General features: G+C 70.1%; 20 protein-coding genes. 7 read left to right on the top strand and 13 right to left on the bottom strand.

Features of this window, described 5'->3' with window-relative positions; genetic code table 11:
• Positions 1-8: 8 nt before the first annotated feature.
• The 4 genes from GA0074696_RS13830 to GA0074696_RS13815 all read right to left on the bottom strand — a co-directional run bounded on the left by GA0074696_RS13830 (position 9) and on the right by GA0074696_RS13815 (position 5,362).
• A complete protein-coding gene (locus GA0074696_RS13830) occupies positions 9-596 on the bottom strand; it encodes a DinB family protein (protein WP_088961482.1) in 588 nt (195 codons plus the stop codon).
• A gap of 95 nt (positions 597-691) precedes the next feature.
• Positions 692-2,317 carry a right-handed parallel beta-helix repeat-containing protein gene (locus tag GA0074696_RS13825; protein WP_157745897.1) on the bottom strand — a complete coding sequence of 542 codons (1,626 nt, stop codon included), beginning with the start codon at positions 2,315-2,317 and terminating at the stop codon, positions 692-694.
• A gap of 316 nt (positions 2,318-2,633) precedes the next feature.
• Positions 2,634-4,910 (bottom strand): catalase/peroxidase HPI, encoded by a 2,277-nt coding sequence (gene katG, locus GA0074696_RS13820; RefSeq protein WP_088961480.1) that lies wholly within the window; start codon positions 4,908-4,910, stop codon positions 2,634-2,636.
• Positions 4,911-4,933: 23 nt separating this feature from the next.
• Positions 4,934-5,362, bottom strand: coding sequence for a Fur family transcriptional regulator (locus tag GA0074696_RS13815; RefSeq protein WP_088961479.1), 429 nt, complete (start codon positions 5,360-5,362; stop codon positions 4,934-4,936).
• A 413-nt stretch (positions 5,363-5,775) separates the two neighbouring features.
• On the opposite strand from GA0074696_RS13815, the gene GA0074696_RS13810 reads away from it, so the two are divergent.
• On the top strand, positions 5,776-6,207 hold the full coding sequence (locus GA0074696_RS13810; protein WP_088961478.1) for a hypothetical protein: 432 nt from the start codon (positions 5,776-5,778) through the stop codon (positions 6,205-6,207).
• 106 nt (positions 6,208-6,313) lie between these two features.
• Here the strand turns inward: GA0074696_RS13810 and GA0074696_RS13805 are convergent, their stop codons facing one another.
• Positions 6,314-7,840 (bottom strand): glycerol-3-phosphate dehydrogenase/oxidase, encoded by a 1,527-nt coding sequence (locus GA0074696_RS13805; RefSeq protein ID WP_088961477.1) that lies wholly within the window; start codon positions 7,838-7,840, stop codon positions 6,314-6,316.
• Positions 7,841-7,886: 46 nt separating this feature from the next.
• Here GA0074696_RS13805 and GA0074696_RS13800 point away from each other — a divergent pair, with 46 nt between their 5' ends.
• Both GA0074696_RS13800 and GA0074696_RS13795 read left to right on the top strand, forming a co-directional pair.
• Complete coding sequence (locus GA0074696_RS13800; RefSeq protein WP_088961476.1) at positions 7,887-9,452, top strand: FAD-binding oxidoreductase; 1,566 nt, start codon at positions 7,887-7,889, stop codon at positions 9,450-9,452.
• Between the two features lies 1 nt (position 9,453).
• On the top strand, positions 9,454-10,317 hold the full coding sequence (locus tag GA0074696_RS13795; protein ID WP_088961475.1) for a diacylglycerol/lipid kinase family protein: 864 nt from the start codon (positions 9,454-9,456) through the stop codon (positions 10,315-10,317).
• Here GA0074696_RS13795 and GA0074696_RS13790 read toward each other — a convergent pair.
• Positions 10,314-10,895: a TetR/AcrR family transcriptional regulator gene (locus GA0074696_RS13790; protein WP_088961474.1), complete on the bottom strand. Its 582-nt coding sequence runs from the start codon at positions 10,893-10,895 to the stop codon at positions 10,314-10,316. The genes GA0074696_RS13795 and GA0074696_RS13790 overlap by 4 nt on opposite strands.
• Before the next feature lie 175 nt (positions 10,896-11,070).
• Between GA0074696_RS13790 and GA0074696_RS13785 the strand changes: the two genes are divergently transcribed.
• A complete protein-coding gene (locus tag GA0074696_RS13785) occupies positions 11,071-11,475 on the top strand; it encodes a VOC family protein (RefSeq protein WP_088961473.1) in 405 nt (134 codons plus the stop codon).
• Positions 11,476-11,633: 158 nt separating this feature from the next.
• Positions 11,634-12,029, top strand: a complete 396-nt coding sequence (locus GA0074696_RS13780; RefSeq protein WP_088961472.1) for a VOC family protein — start codon at positions 11,634-11,636, stop codon at positions 12,027-12,029.
• 131 nt (positions 12,030-12,160) lie between these two features.
• On the opposite strand, the gene GA0074696_RS13775 is transcribed toward GA0074696_RS13780, so the two are convergent.
• Positions 12,161-12,742 (bottom strand): phosphotransferase, encoded by a 582-nt coding sequence (locus GA0074696_RS13775; protein WP_197700841.1) that lies wholly within the window; start codon positions 12,740-12,742, stop codon positions 12,161-12,163.
• A 2-nt stretch (positions 12,743-12,744) separates the two neighbouring features.
• Positions 12,745-12,912 (bottom strand): hypothetical protein, encoded by a 168-nt coding sequence (locus GA0074696_RS31365; protein ID WP_197700840.1) that lies wholly within the window; start codon positions 12,910-12,912, stop codon positions 12,745-12,747.
• A gap of 150 nt (positions 12,913-13,062) precedes the next feature.
• Here GA0074696_RS31365 and GA0074696_RS13770 point away from each other — a divergent pair, with 150 nt between their 5' ends.
• Positions 13,063-13,578, top strand: coding sequence for a GNAT family N-acetyltransferase (locus tag GA0074696_RS13770; protein WP_157745896.1), 516 nt, complete (start codon positions 13,063-13,065; stop codon positions 13,576-13,578).
• Between the two features lie 94 nt (positions 13,579-13,672).
• On the opposite strand, the gene GA0074696_RS13765 is transcribed toward GA0074696_RS13770, so the two are convergent.
• The 4 genes from GA0074696_RS13765 to GA0074696_RS13750 form a co-directional block, all read right to left on the bottom strand.
• The gene (locus tag GA0074696_RS13765; protein WP_269458724.1) at positions 13,673-13,861 is read right to left on the bottom strand and encodes a tyrosine-type recombinase/integrase; all 189 of its coding nucleotides are present in this window, start codon (positions 13,859-13,861) and stop codon (positions 13,673-13,675) included.
• A gap of 364 nt (positions 13,862-14,225) precedes the next feature.
• A complete protein-coding gene (locus GA0074696_RS13760; RefSeq protein ID WP_197700838.1) occupies positions 14,226-14,741 on the bottom strand; it encodes a hypothetical protein in 516 nt (171 codons plus the stop codon).
• A gap of 22 nt (positions 14,742-14,763) precedes the next feature.
• Positions 14,764-15,543 (bottom strand): endonuclease/exonuclease/phosphatase family protein, encoded by a 780-nt coding sequence (locus GA0074696_RS13755; protein ID WP_269458723.1) that lies wholly within the window; start codon positions 15,541-15,543, stop codon positions 14,764-14,766.
• Between the two features lie 46 nt (positions 15,544-15,589).
• Positions 15,590-17,176: a nucleotidyl transferase AbiEii/AbiGii toxin family protein gene (locus GA0074696_RS13750; protein WP_231925367.1), complete on the bottom strand. Its 1,587-nt coding sequence runs from the start codon at positions 17,174-17,176 to the stop codon at positions 15,590-15,592.
• Positions 17,177-17,285: 109 nt separating this feature from the next.
• Between GA0074696_RS13750 and GA0074696_RS13745 the strand changes: the two genes are divergently transcribed.
• Positions 17,286-18,371 (top strand): hypothetical protein, encoded by a 1,086-nt coding sequence (locus tag GA0074696_RS13745; RefSeq protein WP_157745895.1) that lies wholly within the window; start codon positions 17,286-17,288, stop codon positions 18,369-18,371.
• Between the two features lie 224 nt (positions 18,372-18,595).
• On the opposite strand, the gene GA0074696_RS13740 is transcribed toward GA0074696_RS13745, so the two are convergent.
• On the bottom strand, positions 18,596-20,206 hold the full coding sequence (locus GA0074696_RS13740) for an FAD-binding oxidoreductase (RefSeq protein WP_088961467.1): 1,611 nt from the start codon (positions 20,204-20,206) through the stop codon (positions 18,596-18,598).
• Positions 20,207-20,303 lie beyond the last annotated feature (97 nt).

The following is a 20,303-nucleotide window of genomic DNA, read 5'->3' as shown; positions in this document are numbered from 1 at the left end:
ACCGCGCCTCAGGCAACGGTGGGACCGGCTGCCTTGGCGGCCCGCTCGATCTCCGCGCGTCTGGCTTCCCAGAAGGCCTCGTCGGGGTGCCGGTTGGCGTATCGGGCTGCTGTCCCTGTCCGGCCGTCGAGCTGTTCGCGCAGGATGTCGGCGTGTCCGGCGTGCCGGTTCGTCTCGGTGAGCAGGTGGACCAGGATGGCGAACAGCGTGACCTGTGGGCGCGGCCACCAGGGCACGTAGCCGGGCGAGTCGATGTCCAGGGCGATGATCGTCGCGTCTGAGTGCTCCCACACGCGACGGTAGCGGTCGATGACCTCCTCGCGCGTCTCGTGCTCGGTCGCCCACATGTCGCTGCCACGCGCCTCGGCGTCGTCCCAGCGGGCCAGGGGTTCGGGGAACGGCCGCCCGAAGACCTCGCCGAAGTACCTGGCCTCCCAGACCGACAGGTGCTTGACCAGGCCGAGAAGATTCGTGCCGGTCGCGGTCAGCGGGCGACGGATGTCGTACTCGCCGAGCCCGTCGAGCTTCCAGAGGATCGCCTCGCGAATCTCCCGCAGATCGCTGTGCAGCTGCGTCTTCGCGAAGTCATCGATCATGGGGCATGAGCCTGCCACGTGCTCCCGGCGACCTCAACCTGCGACCACCACGAGGAACCAGGCCTGACCGGCATTGTTTCGCGACCGGCCACCGCTCAGGCGGCGGGCTGGATGGCTCCGACGGTGCCGGCCCGGACGAGCGGCCGGTCGAGGAAGTCCACCGGTCCCGGATCGACATCGAAAAGCGCCCGGAGGTTGAGGGCGCGGCCCGCCAGCGGCGAATCGCGGCGCGGCGTGAGCGCTTCGGCCCGTTGGGCCGGCGAGCCGGAGCGGCTGGCCCTCCCGAAACGCGGGTCTGCGCTCGATCCGCTGGCCTTCCCCCCGAGCCGTTCCTGCCCGGTCGCCGCGCGCCAATCGTCCAGATTGGCGTAGGACGCGCCGGCCCACGAAACGGCCCAGGTCCCCGATTCGGTGAAGAAGTTGTTGCCCTGCAGCAGGACGTCGGCCCTCGAGAACTCATCGGCGATCACGAGGTTGGTCCCGCCCGAGACGATCAGGTTGTTGCGCAGGACGACGTTGGACAAGCCACCAAAGAACTTCTGCAAACGGATGGCCGCGGGGGCCCAGCCCTTCGCCTCCATCACCACGGTGTTGTGGTAGACCTCGGCGTTGTTGACCGACCCGGCCAGGTGGATACCCGCGTACTCCGGCAGCTTGCGGGCGTCGTTGAGGCTGATGTTGAAACGGACCACGTTGTCGGTGTGCGCGGCGTTGGCTTGGCCGCTGTAGAGCAGGTAGCCGGCGCCGTCGTTGTCGTACGACAGGTTGTACTGCAGGACCGACGAGGACACGTTCTGGTCCATGTCGAAGCCACCGCCGTCCTTCTGGCCGGCCGTGTGGTTGCGGAATGAGACGTTGCGCTCCATGACCACGGCGGTCGAATCCCAGGTCCAAATGCCGACCGGCCCTTCGGGCGCCGCAGCCGCCCACCCGTTGTCGTGCGCGCTGGACCGCTCGATGCGCCCACCTCGCACACTTCCGAGCGCGATTCCGCTGCCGGTGTTACTGAAGTGATTGCTCGGGTCTCCCGAGTTGTGGTGCGCCTCGACCTGCGACACGACGACGTCTTCGTGCGCATAGCGCGGCGCCGCGGCGTCGAAGCGAGGTCCGAAGCTGATCAGCCCGTTCTCCGTGTTGCCGTGCAGGTTGGCAGCACGGATCCGTACACCACGAAAGCCGGTGGATTTCGGGCCGGCGCCGATCTGGATGCCGTTCTTGAATCCGCTCACCTCGACCCCGGAGATGTCCACGTGGTCGAGTTGCCGGCCGTCGGTCAGGTCGGAGTAGAGCTCGATCCCGCCGGTGGTCCTGTTGTCCGCCCCGCCGCCGACGACCACCAGGTCGCGAATCTCGACGCCGGCCGTGTTGTGCACCCTGACCCCCGCGCCGCCGACGGCCTCGATCGTGGCACGGCCGGCGCCGTAGGTGCCGACGACGACCGGATTCGCCGCGTCACCCGCCTCGCCGGGCCCGAAGGTCAGGCTCCCACGAAAGCGCACACCGCCTTCGAGGAGAAGTTTGTCTCCCGGCTTGAAGGCGAAGGCGGCGGCCTTGTCCAGCGATCGCCATGCATTGGCGGGCGAGGAACCGTCGAGGGCATCGTCCCCGGTCGGGCTGAGATGGTACGTGTGGATCACGGGCGGAACGGCTCCCCGATTCGACCTGAGCTCGAGAACATGCGCAACCAGGGGGAGGGACACCGCCAGCGCCAGCACCAGCACCGCGACGATTCGCCGACGTGAACGCCGGGTGACTGGCCGGACTGCCAGATCCGCCTGCAGATCAACCTCGCCCTGTTGCCTATGTGTACCGGCTAGCAAGTACTCCTACCGCCCTTCCGCAACCCCCGTGCACACCTCCCCGAACATCCTATATCGGAACTTTAAGCCACTTTGCTACTTACCAGTTGCCATCCGCCCGGACTCCACGTGATGACGAGCCGGCGAGCTGTGATGCCCGGCCCAGAGGACCGAATCCAAGCGGACGAGCCCCGGTCGATCTTTGTGGATCGACCGGGGCTCGGCGGTTGGAGCCGGGTCAGGCGAGGTCGAACCGGTCGAGTTCCATGACCTTGGTCCAGGCTGCGACGAAGTCGCTCACGAACTTGTCGCGCGCGTCCTGGCTGGCGTAGACCTCCGCGAGGGCCCGGAGCTGGGAGTTGGAGCCGAAGATGAGGTCCACCGCGGTGGCGGTCCACTTCACCTCATCGGTGGCCAGGTCCCGGATCTCGTACACGTGCTCGTCCGACTTCGCCGCCTTCCACCGGGTGCCCGGGGAGAGCAGGTTGACGAAGAAGTCGTTGGTGAGCACGCCGGGCCGGTCGGTGAGGACGCCGTGCCGGGTGCCGCCGTGGCTGTTCCCGAGGGAGCGCAGGCCGCCGACGAGGACGGTCATCTCGGGCGCGGTCAGGTTGAGCATGTAGGCACGGTCGACGAGCAGCACCTCCGGCTGGGTCTTCTCGCCCGGCCGCAGGTAGTTGCGGAACCCGTCGGCACGCGGCTCGAGGACCCGGAAGGACTCGACGTCGGTCTGCTCCTGGCTGGCGTCGGTGCGGCCCGGGCGGAACGGCACGGTCACCTCGACGCCGGCGTCGCGCGCCGCCTTCTCGACCGCGGCCGAGCCGGCCAGCACGATCAGGTCCGCCAGCGAGATCTTCGCGCCGCCGGCGGAGTTGAACTCCCGCTGGATGCCCTCGAGGGTCGCCAGGACCGTCGCGAGCTGCTCGGGCTGGTTGACCTCCCAGCTGCGCTGCGGCTCGAGACGGAGCCGGGCGCCGTTGGCGCCACCGCGCTTGTCGGTGGACCGGTAGCTGGCGGCCGAGGCCCACGCGGTGGAGACCAGCTGGGCGGTCGTGAGGCCGGATTCCAGGACCTTCGCCTTGAGGGCCGCGACGTCGGCGTCACCCACGAGCTCGTGGTCGACGGCCGGCACCGGGTCCTGCCACAGCTGGGGCTCCGGGACCCACGGCCCGAGGAAGCGGCTGACCGGACCCATGTCCCGGTGCAGCAGCTTGTACCAGGCCTTGGCGAACGCCAGCGCGAACTCGTCGGGGTTCTCGAGGAAGCGGCGCGAGATCTTCTCGTACGTGGGGTCGAAGCGCAGCGCCAGGTCGGTCGTGAGCATCGTCGGCTTGTACTTCTTCGACGCGTCGTGGGCGTCCGGGATGATCTCCGGGGCGTCCTTGGCGACCCACTGCTTGGCACCGCCGGGGCTGGTGGTCAGCTCCCACTCGAAGCCGAAGAGGATCTCGAAGAAGCGGTTGCTCCACTGCGTCGGCACGTCGGTCCACGTCACCTCGAGACCGCTGGTGATCGTGTCCCCGCCCTTGCCGCTGCCGTAGGTGCTCAGCCAGCCGAGACCCTGCGCCTCCAGCGGGGCGCCCTCGGGCTCCGGGCCCACGTGGTCGTCGGCGACGCCGGCGCCGTGAGTCTTGCCGAACGTGTGGCCGCCGGCGATGAGAGCGACGGTTTCCTCGTCGTTCATCGCCATCCGACCGAAGGTCTCCCGGATGAAGTAGGCCGCCGCCCGCGGGTCCGCGTTGCCGTTGGGCCCCTCCGGGTTGACGTAGATGAGACCCATCTCGGTCGCGCCGACCTCGGGCGCCATCTCCGCCTCGCCGACGTAGCGCTCGTCGCCGAGCCAGGTGTCCTCCGGACCCCAGAAGATCTCCTCGGGCTCCCAGACGTCCTCCCGGCCGAAGCCGAAGCCGAAGGTCTTGAAGCCCATCGACTCCAGGGAGACGTTGCCGGCGAGTACGAGCAGGTCTGCCCACGAGAGCTTCTGGCCGTACTTCTGCTTGACCGGCCACAGCAGCCGGCGGGCCTTGTCGAGGTTGGCGTTGTCCGGCCAGCTGTTGAGCGGGGCGAACCGCTGACCACCGTCGCCGGCGCCGCCGCGACCGTCGTGGATGCGGTAGGTGCCTGCGGCGTGCCAGCTCATCCGGATCATCAGGCCGCCGTAGTGGCCGAAGTCGGCCGGCCACCAGTCCTGCGACGTGGTGAGGACCTGGATGATGTCCTGCTTCAGGGCCTCGACGTCGAGCTTGGCGACCTCCTTGGCGTAGCTGAAGTCCTCCCCCAGGGGGTTGCTCTTGGACGAACGGGCGTGCAGCACCGACAGGTCGAGCTGGTTGGGCCACCAGTCCCGGTTGGTACGCGGACGACCGCCGGTCTTCGGGGTCGGCGAGTCGATCGCCGGGTTCTCGCTCTCGCTGCCGTGCGCGGTCACGGAGTCGTGCGCGACCGGGCAGCCGGCCGCCTCCTTCTTGTCCACGCCCTGCGCGCTGGAGGGGGTGAAGTCCTGGGTGTCGCTCATCTACTTCCTTCCGAGCTGGCGGATCACTGGGAGGTGCGTTCGGTCGCACAGTCGGGACAGGTGCCCCAATACACAACCTCCGCCTCGTCGAGCACGAAACCGTGGTCGTCCGAGGCGGTGAGACAGGGAGCATGGCCGACGGCGCAGTCGACGTCGGCGATCGCGCCGCAGGAGCGGCACACGACATGGTGGTGGTTGTCCCCCACCCGCGACTCATACCGGGCGGTCGCACCGGCAGGCTGGATGCGCCGCACCAGACCGGCGTCGGTGAGCGCCCGGAGCACGTCGTAGACCGCCTGGTGGGAGACCGTGGGCTGATCCGCCCGGACCAGCGCGATCACCGTGTCGGTGTCGACGTGCGGATGGTCGCGCAGCGCGGCGAGCACCGCCAACCGGGGCCGGGTCACGCGCAACGAGACCGCCCGCAGCTGGGTCTCGAAGTCGGACGGCATGCGACGAACATAGCCCAGTTTTCTGGAACTAATCAAGTTTTTGCTTCATCCGGTGGCCGTTGTCTTCCGGGCGATTCCGGTCGTCGCCCGCCCCTCTGGTCGCCGTGCGACGACCCCCGTGGCGGCCTACCCGGCTCGGACCGATCCACCGGGCTTCCTGGGCCCCGCACCCGTCAGCTTCAACGACCGACAGCCCGTGAGCGCCCTCGTGGCACAGTGACGCGCGAATCCATCTCAGCGAATGGGGCAGCGGCAACTGGCGGGCCGGTCGGGCCACCAGGGGCGGTTCTGGGAGCTTGATCAACGGGGTATCCTGCCCTGCCGTCACACAGCAGGGCGAGGAAACCCGATGACGGCCGGCGGCACGTGTTCGGCTTCTCCCACCCCGCGCTTGTTGACGAACGGACTTTCGCATGATCGACCAACGTCCTGACGCCGATCCGCCCGCGTCCGGCCGGAGTGGGCCGCAGCGCTGGAAGGTTGTCGTCGCCATCGTGCTGCTCGTACTCACCCTGGGAGGGTGGGGTGCGTACCGGCTCAGCGATGGGCGGAACGAAGACCCGGGGGTGACCGCGTGCGGCGCTGCCGATGCCTTCGTACGAGCCGGACGCGGCGAGGAGGTGGCCGCTGACGATGTCACCCGGGTGGGCCGGCTGTTCGAGGACTCCCGGCACGAGGACCTCAAGGCGAAGGGCGTCCTGGTGGCCGGCCTGGTGCAACGCGTGCAGGATGGGCAGGCGGCGGGTTTCTCACCCGGAGCCGAGCTCTACCGGCGCCGGTTGAGTGAGGCCGTTCCCGAGCTCGTTGCCGCGTGCGCGAATCACGGCGTGACCGTCGAGGACTAGGCCCTGTGGTCGGCACGGCTACGCCGAGGCCGGTCTCTGGCTGGGCAGGCGCCTGAACTAGGTCCCGCGGTGTCGGATGGCCTCCCTGGGCCGTCGGACCGCGCGGTCACCCCCGCCCGGCCAGGGCGAGGACGTCCTCCGCCACGGGCAGCGCGGCCTCCCGGTGCGCCGGGACGAGCCCGATGCGGGTACGCCGGTCAAGCAGGTCGTCGACGGTGAGCGCGAGTTCGTGCCGGACGGCCCAGAGCAACTCGGCCCCGGTGACCGGGATGTCCGGCCCGATCGGCCGGCGGAGCCCGACCGGCGCCTCGGCGAGGACGGCGACCGCCTCGGTGCCGTAGCGCTGGACGAGCCGGCGGGGTGCCGGCACCCGGGCCAGCTGGGCGCGGCTCGCGGCGCCGGGGAGCGGGAGCCGCCGGGTACGGCAGGGGCCGGCGGTGAGCCGACGCGCACGTACCGCAGTGTCGACGGCGTCCTGCGCCATCCGGCGGTAGGTGGTGAGCTTGCCGCCGACCACGGTGATGATGCCGTCCGGGTCGTCGATGACCGCGTGCCGCCGGGAGATGTCGGCGGTCCGGGAGTCGCCGCCGGCCAGCAGCGGGCGGAGCCCGGCGTACGCGCCGAGGACGTCGGAGGGGCGCAGGGGCGCGTCGAGGACACTGTTGAGCACGTCGAGCAGGAACGCGACGTCGGCCTCGGTGGGTTCCGGCACGTCGGGAACGGGGCCGTCCACCGCCTCGTCGGTCAGGCCGGCGTAGACCAGGCCGTCGGTCTGGGGCAGGGCGAAGACGTACCGGGTGAACTCACCCGGCACCGGGATCGTCAGCCCCGTCCAGAGCCCGCCGAGGCGGGCGGCGGACAGGACGATGTGCGTACCCCGCGACGGGCGCAGCCGGACGTGCGGGGTGAGGTTGCTCGCCCACACACCGGTGGCGTTGACGACCGCGCGGGCGGAGACGTGCAGCCGGCTCCCGGTACGGGTGTCCTCGATGGTGGCGCCGTCCCGGTGCAGGTCGACGGCCCGGCACCGGGGCAGGATGCGGGCGGAGCGGGCCGCGGCCGCGCGGGCGAGGCCGACGACGAGGCGGGCGTCGTCGCAGAGCTGGCCGTCCCACGACAGCTGCGCCCCGCGCAGTCCGGCCCGGCGCAGCGCCGGTGCCATCGCGCCGGCCTCGGCCGGGCCGAGCCGGCGGGTGCCGGGAAGGGTACGGCGGGACGTCCCGGCGCAGGTACGCAGCAGGTCTCCGGCGCGCAGCCCCGCCGCCGCCGCGCGATCCTGCCACCCGGTGGTGAGACCGGTCGACGGGAGCAGCATCGGCAGCGGGCGCGTGAGGTGCGGGGCGGTACGGGTCAGCAGCAGGTGGCGTTCGGCCGCGCTCTCGTAGGCGACGCCGACCTCACCGTGGGCGAGGTAGCGCAGACCTCCGTGCACCAGCTTGGAACTCCATCGGGAGGTGCCGTGCGCCAGGTCGTGCGCGTCGACGGCGACCACGGACAGTCCACGGCTGGCGGCGTCGAGCGCCACGCCGGCACCGGTGACGCCCAGCCCGACCACGAGGACGTCGACGGCGGTGCCGGCGGCCAGCTCGTCCAGGTCACGGTCACGGCGGGCGCCGGTCAGCGATGCGTCCACCCGAACTCCTTGATTCTGAGTGACATTGAGTGTAACTCTGTCACACATGAATAAACGAGGGGAAGCGTCGCGCACCGGTTGGGCCCGCTGGGGAACGGCGGAGGCCGCGAGGGAGCTGCCCGACGGCGCGAGGAGACTGCTGGCGCACGTGCTCGACCTGGCGCCGCCACCGCCGGCCGTGCCGCTGGCCGAGGTCACCCTGCCGGACTGCGAACTCGACGACGCCGTCCTCGACGCGCTGCGGCGCGCGGTCGGCGACGAGCACGTGGTCACCACCGCGCCGGCTCGGGCGCGCCACGCGGCGGGCATGTCGACGCCCGACCTGCTGCGCGACCGGCTCGGCCGGCCGACCCTCGCCCCGCAGGCGGTGGTCCGACCGGCCGAGCACGCCGAGGTCGTGGCCGTACTCGACGCCTGCTCCGCGCACGGCGTCGCGGTCGTTCCCTTCGGCGGCGGCACCTCCGTCGTGGGTGGCCTGACGCCCGCCGCGGCCCGGCACGTGACCGTCGACCTCGGCCGGCTCGACCGCGTCGTCGCCGTCGACCCGGTGTCCCGGACCGCCACCCTGCAGGCGGGGCTGCCCGCCCCGCGGGCCGCGGAGCTGCTCGCCGCGCACGGGCTGACGCTCGGCCACGTCCCACAGTCCTACGAGTACGCGACCATCGGCGGATTCGCCGCCACCCGCTCCTCCGGCCAGGCGTCGGCCGGCTACGGCCGCTTCGACGACATGGTGACGGCACTGACGGTCGCCACGCCCCGCGGCACCCTCCGGATCGGTCGCGCGCCCGCCTCGGCCGCCGGCCCCGACCTGCGGCAGCTCTTCCTGGGCAGCGAGGGCACGCTCGGCATCATCACCGACGTCACCGTGCGGGTGCGTCCCCTGCCGGCGCAGTCCCACTACGAGGGCTGGCGGTTCGAGTCGTTCGCCGCCGGCCTGGACGCCGTACGCCGGTTGGCGCAGGACGGGCCCCGACCCACGGTGCTACGACTCTCCGACGAGATCGAGACCATGATCGGGGCCGCCGGCTCCGGCCGCTCCGACGGGGGGTGCCTGCTGATCGCCGGGTACGAGGGCGCCGACGTCCGGGCCACCGCCGAGGCGGCCGCCGACGTGCTGGCCGCACACGGCGGCGGGCCGCTGGGAGCGGAGGCGGGGCAGCAGTGGGCCCGGCACCGCTTCGACGCCCCGTACCTGCGCGACGCGCTGCTGGACGCCGGGGCGTTCGCCGAGACCCTGGAGACCGCGGCGTACTGGTCGACGTTGCCGCAGGTGCACGACCGCGTCCGGCAGGCCCTCCTCGACGCGCTACCGGACGGGGCGCTGGTGCTGGGCCACGTGTCCCACGTCTACGAAACCGGCGCCTCGCTGTACTTCACGGTGATCTGCTCCCCGGGTTCCGACCCGATCGGCCGCTGGCGTACCGCGAAGGCGGCCGCCGGCGACGCGATCGTCGCCGCGGGTGCCACCATCACCCACCACCACGGGGTGGGCGCCGACCACCGGACGTGGTACGCCACCGAGATCGGGGACGTCGCCGTGGACCTGCTCCGGGCGGTCAAGCGGCACCTGGATCCGGCCGGCACCCTCAACCCCGGCATCCTGGTGCCCTGAGGTGCGCGCCTTCGCGGTGATCCTCGGGCCGGCCGCGCGCCGGGGACTGTCCCGCCTGATGCCGGTGGCCCACCACCTGCGTGCCGCCGGCGCGCGGATCCGGGTGGAGTACACGCAAACTGTCGAGCAGGCCCGCCGGTGCGCCGCCGAGGCGGTCGACGCCGGTGAGGTCGTCGTCGCCGCCGGCGGCGACGGCACCATCCGACTGCTCGCCGGCGCCGTCGTCGACGCCGGCGGGCTGCTCGGCGTCATCCCCGCCGGGCGCGGCAACGACCTGGCCCGTCAACTGCTGCTACCGCACTCCCCCACCGAGGTCGCCGACCTGCTGCTGCACGGTCCGGTCCGGCAGCTGGACGTGCTCCGCGTAGCGGGGCAGACGATCATCGGAAGCGTCTACGCCGGCATCGACGCCGCCGCCAACGAACTGGCCAACCGGTCCCGCCTGCCCGCGTCGCTGGTGTATCCCACCACCGGGTTGCGCGCGCTGCTGCGCTGGCCCCGCACCCGGTACACGATCACCCTCGACGGCCGGACGGAGCAGGTGCACGCCTACACCGTCGTCGCCGCGAACTGCGGGTACTACGGGGGTGGACTCCACGTCGCCCCGGCGGCGCGGCCCGACGACGGGGCCCTGGAGGTGGTGGTGATCCGACACGCCAGTCGACTGCTGTTCCCGGTCGCCCTGTGGCGGATGCGTACCGGCTCGCACGTGCGGCTGCGGCAGGTCACCTCCTACCGCGGCAGCTCGGTCACCGTGCGCGCGGACCGTCCGGTCGCCGTGTACGGGGACGGGGATCCCGTCGCCCGGGCAGCGGAGGTGCACGTCGAGGTACGGACCGGGGCGCTCCGGATCATTGCCGGCTAGGGGCTTTGACGCAGGTCCTGGTCCGGACGCAGGTAGCCGTCGACCAGGCGGGCCAGCTCACGGTCGAACTCGGCGACCGGCACGCCGTCGGTGACCGTCCGGACGGAGAGCACGAAGGACTGCGTGGTCAGGAAGACCGCGCGGGCCATCAGTGCGGCGTCGCCTGGCCGGACCGAGCCGTCGGCCTGGCCGCCGGCCAACGCCGTCGCGAGGAACTGCAGCATCTCGTCCTGACCGCCGCCGCGCCGGTCCAGGAGGTACGGCAGCAGCACCTCCGGGTCGACATCCCGGATCTTGCACAGCAGCGGGTGCTCCCGCAGCAGCCGCGCCCCCGCTGCCACCCGCGCCACAAGGCGGGACCGCGCCGGCCCGTCCGGTTCGTCCTCCCCGGTGGCCACCAGCACCTGATGCCACTCCCGGCTCATCAGGTCCCCGATCAGTGACTGCACGTCGGGCCATCGCCGGTAGACGGTCATTCGCGAAACCCCGGCACGACGCGCGACGTCTGTCAATGTCGTACGGCGCACCCCGTAGGCCAGCACGCAGTCCCGGGCGGCGTCCAGCACCAGGTCCTCCACGCGGCATGTCTACCACGCCCGCACGGTGGACCGGTGCTCCCCGGGCGGGTCGCCTCACGTTCAGGCGCGGGCCTCCGGGGGCGGTAGTCGTTTGGTGTGCTCGCAACTGCCTCCAGCCGCCAGGCCCGCCGGCGGAGGTGTCGTCCCCCGCCCGGATGGCACTAATCTGCCGAGCATGCGCATGTTGCACCTCGGGCTGCGGGTCACCGACCTGGAGCGCTCGCTCGCCTTCTACACCGCGGTCGGGTACGCCAAGATCGGCGGTGTCCCCGAGACAGAGTTCGGCAGCCTGACCATGCTTCAGCTTCCCGACGATCCGTTCGTCAGCCTCGAGCTCGTGCACGATCCCGCGAGACCGGTTGAGGACACCGGCGCCGTCAACCACCTCGTCGTCCAAGTGGACGACCTCAGCGCCACGATCGCCGATCTGGCAATCAGGGGCGTCACGGCCGAGCCACCCACGGAACTGGGGCCCGGGATGCGGACGTCATGGCTCACCGATCCCGACGGCTACAGGATCGAGCTCGTGCAGTGGCCACCCGAGCATCCGCCCGGCATGACAGCGGCCGATTTCGCCTGACCGGTCTGGCCGAACCCGAATCGTGGCCGGCTTCATCCCGCTCGGCCCCCTGCCGTTGCACCTCGCGCCGCCCCCGCCACAAGACCGACCGGTCTCGATGGCGTTGTTGGGGTCGCAATCCGCTCGATCGTCTCGGCAGGTCCTGCAACGATGCCCGAGTGACTTCCTTCATCTCCCATACCAGCGTCGACTGTGCCGACGCGTATACCTTGTGCCGCTGGTGGCAGGCCGTCCTCGACTACGTCGAGAACCCCGATGATCCGAACGAGCCAGGACACGAGGAATGCATGATCTTCTCTCGGGACCGGACGCATCGGCTGCTCTTCATCGAGGTGCCAGAGTCAAAGCAGGTCAAGAACAGAATCCACTTCGATCTGCGTCCAGTCGAAGGCTCACGCGATGCCGAACTAGCCCGACTGATCGAGCTGGGTGCGGCCACGGTCGACGACCGACGCAACGCAGACGGAACCGGATGGGCGGTGCTCGCGGATCCCGAGGGTAACGAGTTCTGCATTCTCCGGAGTAACGCCGAGGTTGCTGCTGGGCCGACATGACACCGCCCCACGCCGCCGTACCGTCCTGTCGCTCCCGGCGCGCCCATCGGCACGACCGGACGTTGACCTGCTCAACGCTGTGACGCTGCGTGCGGCGCGGTCGGCGGCAGAAGCGGATGGGTCAGGACGAATCAGTGCAGGTGTCGGTCAATGGCTGGGAGGCGTTCGACGAGATCGGCAACGGCCGATTGGGAGCGGCCGGGTTCACCGAGGGCCAGCAGGCTGACCATGCCCTGGTCACCCGCCGCTGCCGCGAGAGGGATGCCGTCGAGCATGATCTGGATTCGCCGTGGAACGGCCCGCAGGATCTGCCGGGGGTGGAATCCGCCGTAGGTGGACGCGATCACGGTCAACCGTCGGGCCGCGGCCTGAGGACCGATGTCGCGCCATAGCGGCACGCAGTTCCAGGCTATGAACGCCAGCTCGAACAGCGGTGTCGAGGGCCCGGCCATGTCCCAGTCGAAGACGCCTACCAGCTCGTTGCCATCGAAGCAGACGTTGTAGGGCGCGACGTCGTTGTGGCCGATCAGCGTAGGAGAGGGCATCGGGAAGTACCGCCAAGGCCCGGGATGGGTGAAGCCTGCGACAGCAGCATGGAAGTCCCGGGTCCAGCCTACGACCGAGGTGACCTGCTCGTCGGTGAGCAGCTCGGTGTCGATGTCCACGACCCGGCCGGGAAGATAGGTCAGGCTCTCCCGACCCAGGTCGTCCAAGCCTAGGACCGTCGGGAGTGCGGCACCCGCGGCGCCAGGTAGTCCAGGAGGTCGTGCACGGCCGGGGTCCAGGGTCCGGTCGGCCGTCGTACGGTGTCGCCGACCAGCACCGCGCCGCCGACGTTGCCTCCCACCAGTCGCTGCTCGCCTTCCTGCGTCGCGTCACTCATACTTTTCCTCCCTTGTGGGTCAACCCGAGCCGGTGGTCCGGAAGCGGCACAGCGGCATGTGCGCGTTTCCCATGGGGGTTCCGCGACCGGCCTTTCCGAGCTGGCGTAATCGGCTTGTGCGGAGTGTCGAGGGCTGCTTCGCTGTTGCCCGTGACCGAACTTCAAACGCCGCGACTGTGCTTGCACGCCATCGACACAGCAGAGGGCGAACGCATCGTCGGGCGGCGCGCCGGAGCCGGGGATGCCTGGGCTGAGGATTTTCCTTTCGACGGCGACGTCATCGGCGTCAGGGCCTTTCTCACCGCTACGGCCGCCCACGGGGACCGGCGCCCTTTCGGGCACTACCGGATCACCCGGACCGCCGACGGGAAGGCCATCGGTGGGATCGGTTTCAAGGGTCAGCCGGACGACGGATGTGTCGAGGTCGGTTACGGCCTCGCCCCATCAGCTCGGGGTCACGGCTATGCAGCGGAGGCACTCGTCGCCCTGCTGAACGTCGCGGCCGATCACGGATTGTCCCGGGTTGTCGCCGACACCACCTTGGACAACGTCGCTTCCCAGCGGACCCTCGAACGTGCCGGGTTCCGCCACACAGGCACCAACGGTGACCTCCACCTGTACGAGGTACTCCTCGACGCCCCTTCGCGACCGGCTCAGACGCAGTAGCCCGGCCGCCCGTTTGGGGCAACCCGTAGCTCCCGCGTGATCGGTGGTCCTTCGGAACCGTCCATCGCTCATCGGCAAAGCCACGAGCGGCTGGCTATGTCCCGGAGGCCAGGTACGCGGCCAGGATGTAGTTGGGGTGCCGGTCGAGGTTCTTGCGGGCCCGGTCGTAGCGCGTGGTGGTTCGCAGTTCGGCGTGGCGGGCGGCGATCTGCACGTCGCGCAGGCTGACGCCGGCGTCGAGCATGGTTGTCACGAACGGGTGGCGCAGCATGTGGGGATGCACGCGATCAGCGGCAGCAGCGGTTCACTCGCTCGGTGTTCCACCGTTACCGCTGCCCAGCGCCTTGGCGACGCCGACTACGGTCAGCACCAGCCCGATGAGGCCTAGACCTCCGTAGCCCAACCAGACCAGCCCTGAAGTCCTGCTGTCGGAGTCGAAGGCCAGGCGCAGCAAGAACCCGAGACCGAAGAGGCTCAGCGTGGGTAGACCTGCCGCGAGCCACCGGTTTGGCGGTGGTTTCTCCGTCCAGATCTTCCGCCAGGGGATTCGCACAGGTCTCATCTTCTCTCCTGAAGCCGCCCTTGTCTTCTTGCTCCTGGCGTCCTGACGAAGACACGACGCTCCTCAAAGCGGCATCTGCGGGCGTTCACCGACCGGGTGTGAAGAGGTCCTCGCCGCTGATCACGAGGCATCCGAACATTTCGCCGCGGACAGCTCGTGGGTGTTCCGTGAGCGGGCTTACGAACACCGCAACACCGACCTCTCCGGCCCGGCACGCCTGCGCGATTTCGCGCGCTTTTCCGGGGCTAAGCAGTGTCCGTCGCGAGAACGGTTCGGTCATCTTGGCCGCACCACCGTCCGAGACACCCCGCCGCTGGACGTGCCGGCTCACTACCCGCCCACCATGTGCCTCCACCGAGGCCGCCAGCAGGTCGAGCTTCGCGCCGAACTCTTTATCCTTTGCCGGGAACAGGCCTACGAGCGCCACCTCGGCGCCCGCCAACACGGAGGTCGGATATCGCCGCACCGCACTCGACGACCTGGCCGTCCGGCTGCGCGCCGTTGCGGCCGATGGCAATCGTGTGCGGCAACTCGTGGAGCTCGCCAAGACCCGCGGCTTCGAGTTCGACGACTGAGCCGCCGGGATCGTCCGCTGCATCATGAGCACTCCTCTCCAGCTAGAGCTAGATGTCGAGGATCAGGGCACGGTGGTCGGAAACCTCCGGTTCGGTCAAGATCTCGAATCGCTCGACGGCGGCAACATCGGAGACGAGCAGGTAGCTCGCGTGTCGCGCCGGCTTAGGGTAGTGAGACGTCCGCGTGTCAGCCGCGCCGACCAGGTCGGTCAGGCCGATTTCGGCCAGAACGCCGAACGTCTCACTGTCGGGTAACAGGTTGAAGTCACCGCAGACCACCACCAGGACCTGCGGACTGCGTACCCGTTGCACGAATTCCGCAAGTCGCTCTGCCTGGCCGAGCCGCGCCGGGGTGTCAGCCTTGCCGACCGGATCGCGCAACCCGTGTACCTGCACCACCCACACCGACCGGCCGTCGGCGCGGTCAACGGTGCGCACGGCGAGTGCGATGCGTGGCCGGTCTGCGATCGTCCACTCGACATGGTCGACGAACTGGCCATGCACGAAGGCGGAGTCGACACCAATGACCGGCAGTTGCTCGGCGACGAAGGTCGCGAGACCGAATTCTTGCCGATGCCGGCCGCCCGTGTCGTCATGCACGGGTCCTGAGTCGCTGGCGAGAAAGATCGCCTGATGGTGCGGCAGCGCGATGCGGACATCGTCGAACAAATCAGCCCGCTGAGGCAGGGTGCGTTCACCGTCCTCGAAGCGGGTCCATCCGGTCAGACCAGGGCTCCGAGTCACTTCCTGCAGGCAGACGATGTCCGCCCCGCTGTCGGGCAGCCATTTGATGAGCTCGTCGGACAACGCGCCACCCCAGGCGTTCACGCTCGCGATCCGCAAAATGACACACCTGCCATCTCTGATTCGACGCCTACCCTGCGGTGAATCCTCGGTCGAGGGCGAGGGCCAGTCGGCGCTTCCACGTTTCGACGTCGCCGGGGATGCCCGGGTATTCGTCGGTGAAGTTGTCCCAGTCGACGTTCCACGCGAGCACTGATTCCGCAGTGAAGTCGTCGGCTTCGGCGCCCAGTTCTGGCCGGAGCAGGTCTCGTACGAGTCGTAGGCTCACTGTGGTCCGCTCGGCAAGCAGGACCGCGTCGTAGAGATCCTTGCCTTGGGGGTACATGTCTGTGGCGAGCCACAGGAGTTTCCAGGCCAGCGACAACTCCGCACTTGCTGCCTGCACGGGGCGGTCGACGCCGTCCAGCCGGATCGTGATGGGTGCAAGGGGAAGGTGTTCGTTGAAGACGAAATCGGCCTGCACTGATCCGATCAGCCCGCCGTCGGTGGTGAACGGGAGGACCAGCCGCCGTCCATCGGCGCGTTCGTACGTCCAGATATCGGTTGTCTCCACGCGGTCGGGATCGAGGCCGGCACCTGGCCGGTGGCGCAGGGCGGACAGGATGCCGGCGAGCATGGACTTCGCCTCGTCGCTGTGGATGCCCATCGAGAATGGCGTCACGACGAAGTCGACATCACCGGGCTCCCGCGCGGCGGCTCCGAACCACGCGGACATCGTGACGCTGCCGCGCAGGACCAGATGGTCCGCCCAGGGCGTGTCAGCGATGACGGTGACCAGGTGTCGCATCGCAGCACAACGGGCGGCGCGCCACCGTTGACCCGCACCGGGATCGGAGAACACCGGTTCGCCGGCGCGGTAGGCATTGCCGTACTGCTTCAGGGCGGGGTCGAACGCGGCCCGTTGCCGTACGCCGGGCTGGGCGGGCAGTGGCTGGTAGGTGTTGGGGTAGCCAGGGGTGCCGGCGGGCGCCGAGCGCATCTTCTCCTCCCTGGTCAGATGCCAAGCGCTCGGCCCGGACTGGGCCAGCCAGCCCGCGTCGAGCTCGATGCGGTCGTCGAACACAACGTACTCCTGCTCGATGGCGAGGATCTCCCAGCCGGAGTCCCGCAGGGCCGCAACGAGGTCGTCGAGTCGGGCCTTGGCAGAATCGCGCCCGACCCGATGGGACCGCTGAGTGACGAACCGCTCCTCTCGCCCCCCATCGCGCGCCCGCCGTGCATTGCGGGACAACCGGGCGCCGTGCCGCTCGACCACCTCGGTGGCCGCCACCAGCGTGGGAACCCCGGCGGGAAGCAGAAGTTTGACATGGTGCTCGAAGTACCGGCCGGCAGGTTGTACGTTCGCCTCCTCATCGGTGACCGGCACACCAGCACACCACGGCGCAGCCTCTATCTTGACCCGAACGACGCCCAGGCCGGCAGCCCGTAGCTGCCTGGTCCACTGCTCGGCAGCATCACGCTGCTGGTCCAAGGAGCCCGACCCCTTCAGGGTCAGCATCGGCTGAGACGCTGTCTGGCCCCGGTCCAGCAGCACATGGGTGTACTTCAGCCCGCGCTCCTCGGCAAAGTCCGCCAGCTGGCCGGCGTCCCGCTCGCAGGCGGTGATGTGGACCTCGAAGTCGCCCGTGACATCGTTCGTGAGATCCGCTTCGAACACGCCGACCACGGTACGGTGCCGCCCGCCGCGGCTGCGACCAGGATTGAGCTCAACACACCCCGACGTCCCATGCGAGGTCGCCGGCGGAGGCGACGTCCGGAGCGCGGCGATGTACGAGCTGTACGGCAACATCTTCCATCAGGGCAGCCGCTACGAGGCCAACGCATACGCGGTCCCGTTCCTGCTGGAGCTGGTGGCCGACCCCACCACGCCGGCCCGACACGAAGTCATTCACCTGCTTGCCAGCCTTGCTGTCGGTGACGGGCGCTACCACCTGGCGACCGGCTTTCCGGTCACCGACATGCGGAACGCTGTGGCCGAAGTCCCCGTGGAGACCTGGCAGCGTTGGTCGCAAACGATGAAGGACTGGTACGACGTCGTCAGCACAGGGCAGAGACAGCCCATCCCGCTCGCCAAGGTCGAGCGGCGCCTGATGGAGACCCGGCACGAGCTCGCCACGTACGACGCTGTGCGGGCAGGCATCCCGGTGCTGCTGAAATGCCTGGCTGACGCAGACGCCGAGGTGGTCGGCGAAGCGGTCCAGGCCTTGGCATGGTTCCCGGAGGAGATGACCTCCATCCGCCCCGGCCTCCTCGACATCGCCTCCGACGACCAGCAACCAGTGCGGACAGCGGGAGCCGCGTTAGTCGCCCTGGGACTGGTCGGCGGCGCGTGCACCCCGCCTGTGGCGGACCTGCTCGACAGGCAGCTTGCAGGCACAGATTCCCACCTCAGCTGGTCGGCTGCTCTGGCGTGGGCGCTCCTGGCAGGGAAAGGGGTGCCGGACTCTGCGGTAGCCGAGCTGCGCGCATGGGCGGTCATCCGTAGACGGAACACCGGGCGGACCAGCTGGGAAGTAGACCCCGCCGACCTGGCACTCGAAGTGCTCGACCGCGTCGCCGAGCCCGTGGCCGAGCAGGTGCGTGCGGACCTCGTCGCCGCGGTTCTGGCAGAGCAACCCAAATCGAACTGGCACAACCACTTCAACGTCGTGCTGGATTACGGATTTCCGCACATGGCATCGGACCACGGCCGCACCTTGGAGGAATTGACGGCGGCCCAGCGGGCAGTGGTCCTCTGGCTCACGAAGAATCCGCACGTGTTCGGCCGGCCGGGCCCTGAAGGCCCGCTCCGCCAGCACGGCCTGCCGACGACATATGAGGCGCTGCGCGCCTACGCTGACGCGGACGGGTAACAACACCAGGGCGTCTTCACCGGCGACACCACGCCGCGATCAACGCCGGCCGGATGCGCTCGGCGGCTGACGACAGCGGCGTGGTCCGGTGAGACCCACGCCCGGATGACGGGCGAGCGGCGGGGGTACGGGCGGACACGCGTTCGTACCCCCGTTCGTGCAACCGTCTGCCACCCGGCAGCGAAGGCTTGCCGGGAAGTCAGGCGTCGCGAGGCCGGGCCAGGTCAGCCGGCGGGATCGACGAGGACGCCGGGGTTGAGGATCCAGGATGGGTCGAGCGCGCTCTTGGTGGCGCGCATGGCGAGCGCGACCGGGTCCGGACGCTGTCGGTCGTACCACGGTCGGTGGTCGCGGCCGACGGCGTGGTGGTGGGTGATGGTGCCGCCGGCGGCGAGCAGCGCGTCGGAGACGGCATGCTTGATCTGGTCCCACTGGTCGACGGTGGCGCCCCAGCGGCCGGTGGCGTACACGCCGAAGTACGGGGCGGGGCCGTCCGGGTAGACATGGGTGAAGCGGCAGGTGACCACACCGGTCGCGGCGACGGCGCGGAGCGCGTCGCCGGTCGCGTCCAGCACGGCGGCGCGTAAGGCGGGGAATCGGTCCCAGGTGCAGGCGGTCTCGAAGGTCTCCACGATCATCGACCGGGCGGCGAGTGCGTCGCGCTGGTACGGCATCCGCAGGAACGCTGACCGCCAGGCGTCGGCGGCGGTGCGCTGCCGTGGGCCGGACGAGTCGTCGCCGCGGGGTGGCTCCGGCAGCGTTCCCCCGTGGTCGCGGCACAGCTCGACGGCGCGGTCCAGCCACGGTGTGACCGGATGGTCGGCGGACTCGAATCCCAGGACGAGCACGCCGCCGGTGGTGGCGGTACCTGCGTTGAGGAGCGCCTCGGCGGGGTCGAGCAGCCGGCAGTTGCTCGGGTGCAGCGCGGACTGGGCGATGGCCCGGGTGGCTTCGACCGCCCGGTCGTAGTCGGTGAAGTACACCGAGGCGCCGGCCCGCCAGCGCGGCCGGTCCTGCAGCCGCATCCATGCCTCGGTGATGACGCCGAGCACGCCCTCCGAGCCGAGGAACAGCCGGTCCGGGGACGGCCCGGCGCCGGAACCGGGCAGCCGGCGCGACTGGCTGGTGCCCGCCGGGGTGACCACCCGCAACGACTCCACCAGGTCGTCGATATGGGTCAGGACGGTGGCGTAGTGACCACCGGCGCGGGTGGCCAACCAGCCGCCCAGGGTGGAGAACTCGAACGACTGCGGGAAGTGCCGCAGCGTGAGGTCGTGCCGCCGAAGCTGGTCCTCCAGCGCCGGGCCGAACACGCCGGCCTGGATGCGGGCCGCCCGGCTGGTCGGGTCCACCTCCAGCACTCGGTCGAGGCGCCCGAGGTCGAGACTGACCGCCGCGGGATACGCGTCGTCCAGCCGCGGCTCCACGCCGCCGACCACTGACGAGCCGCCGCCGTAGGGGATCACCGCGATGTCCCGGCCCGCGCACCAGTCCAGCACGTCGACGACGTCCTGCTCGGTCGCCGGCCGGACCACCAGGTCAGGCGGGTCGTGAACCTCCCCGTGCAGGTTGCGGACGACGTCCCGGAACGCCTTGCCGTGGGTGTGCGCCGCCCGGTCGGCCGGGTCCGTCGAGCACAGCCCGGCGAGTGACGTCGGCGGATCGACCCGCGGCGGGCGCAGGTCGAGTTCGGCCACCGGCGGCGCGACGTGCTCGGTCAGGTCGACGTCGGGCAGCAGGGTACGCACCCGGTCGGCCAACGCCGTGGCCTCCGCGCCGGTCACCGCGTCCTCGACGTGCCCCCAGCCCCACCACGAACGGTGTTTCCCGGCCACGCGGCCTCCCCGCCGTCCACCATCGCCAGATCGACTCGCCGGTAACGTACTCGACGGCCGGCATCCCGTCGATGCCGTCGTGGTTGGCGTGACCTGC

Source organism: Micromonospora purpureochromogenes (assembly GCF_900091515.1).
In the GTDB taxonomy this organism is placed as follows: Bacteria; Actinomycetota; Actinomycetes; order Mycobacteriales; family Micromonosporaceae; genus Micromonospora; species Micromonospora purpureochromogenes.
Note: the sequence above shows the minus strand (reverse complement) of the source record. Positions and strands in the feature narration are given on the sequence as shown.

Bases quoted from the DNA above. Each gene is read 5' to 3' on its own strand.
- GA0074696_RS13830 (WP_088961482.1), bottom strand. From the start codon at position 596: ATGATCGATGACTTCGCGAAGACGCAGCTGCACAGCGATCTGCGGGAG.
- katG (WP_088961480.1), bottom strand. From the start codon at position 4,910: ATGAGCGACACCCAGGACTTCACCCCCTCCAGCGCGCAGGGCGTGGAC.
- GA0074696_RS13815 (WP_088961479.1), bottom strand. From the start codon at position 5,362: ATGCCGTCCGACTTCGAGACCCAGCTGCGGGCGGTCTCGTTGCGCGTG.
- GA0074696_RS13810 (WP_088961478.1), top strand. From the start codon at position 5,776: ATGATCGACCAACGTCCTGACGCCGATCCGCCCGCGTCCGGCCGGAGT.
- GA0074696_RS13800 (WP_088961476.1), top strand. From the start codon at position 7,887: ATGAATAAACGAGGGGAAGCGTCGCGCACCGGTTGGGCCCGCTGGGGA.
- GA0074696_RS13785 (WP_088961473.1), top strand. From the start codon at position 11,071: ATGCGCATGTTGCACCTCGGGCTGCGGGTCACCGACCTGGAGCGCTCG.
- GA0074696_RS31365 (WP_197700840.1), bottom strand. From the start codon at position 12,912: ATGAGTGACGCGACGCAGGAAGGCGAGCAGCGACTGGTGGGAGGCAAC.
- GA0074696_RS13760 (WP_197700838.1), bottom strand. From the start codon at position 14,741: ATGATGCAGCGGACGATCCCGGCGGCTCAGTCGTCGAACTCGAAGCCG.
- GA0074696_RS13745 (WP_157745895.1), top strand. From the start codon at position 17,286: ATGTACGAGCTGTACGGCAACATCTTCCATCAGGGCAGCCGCTACGAG.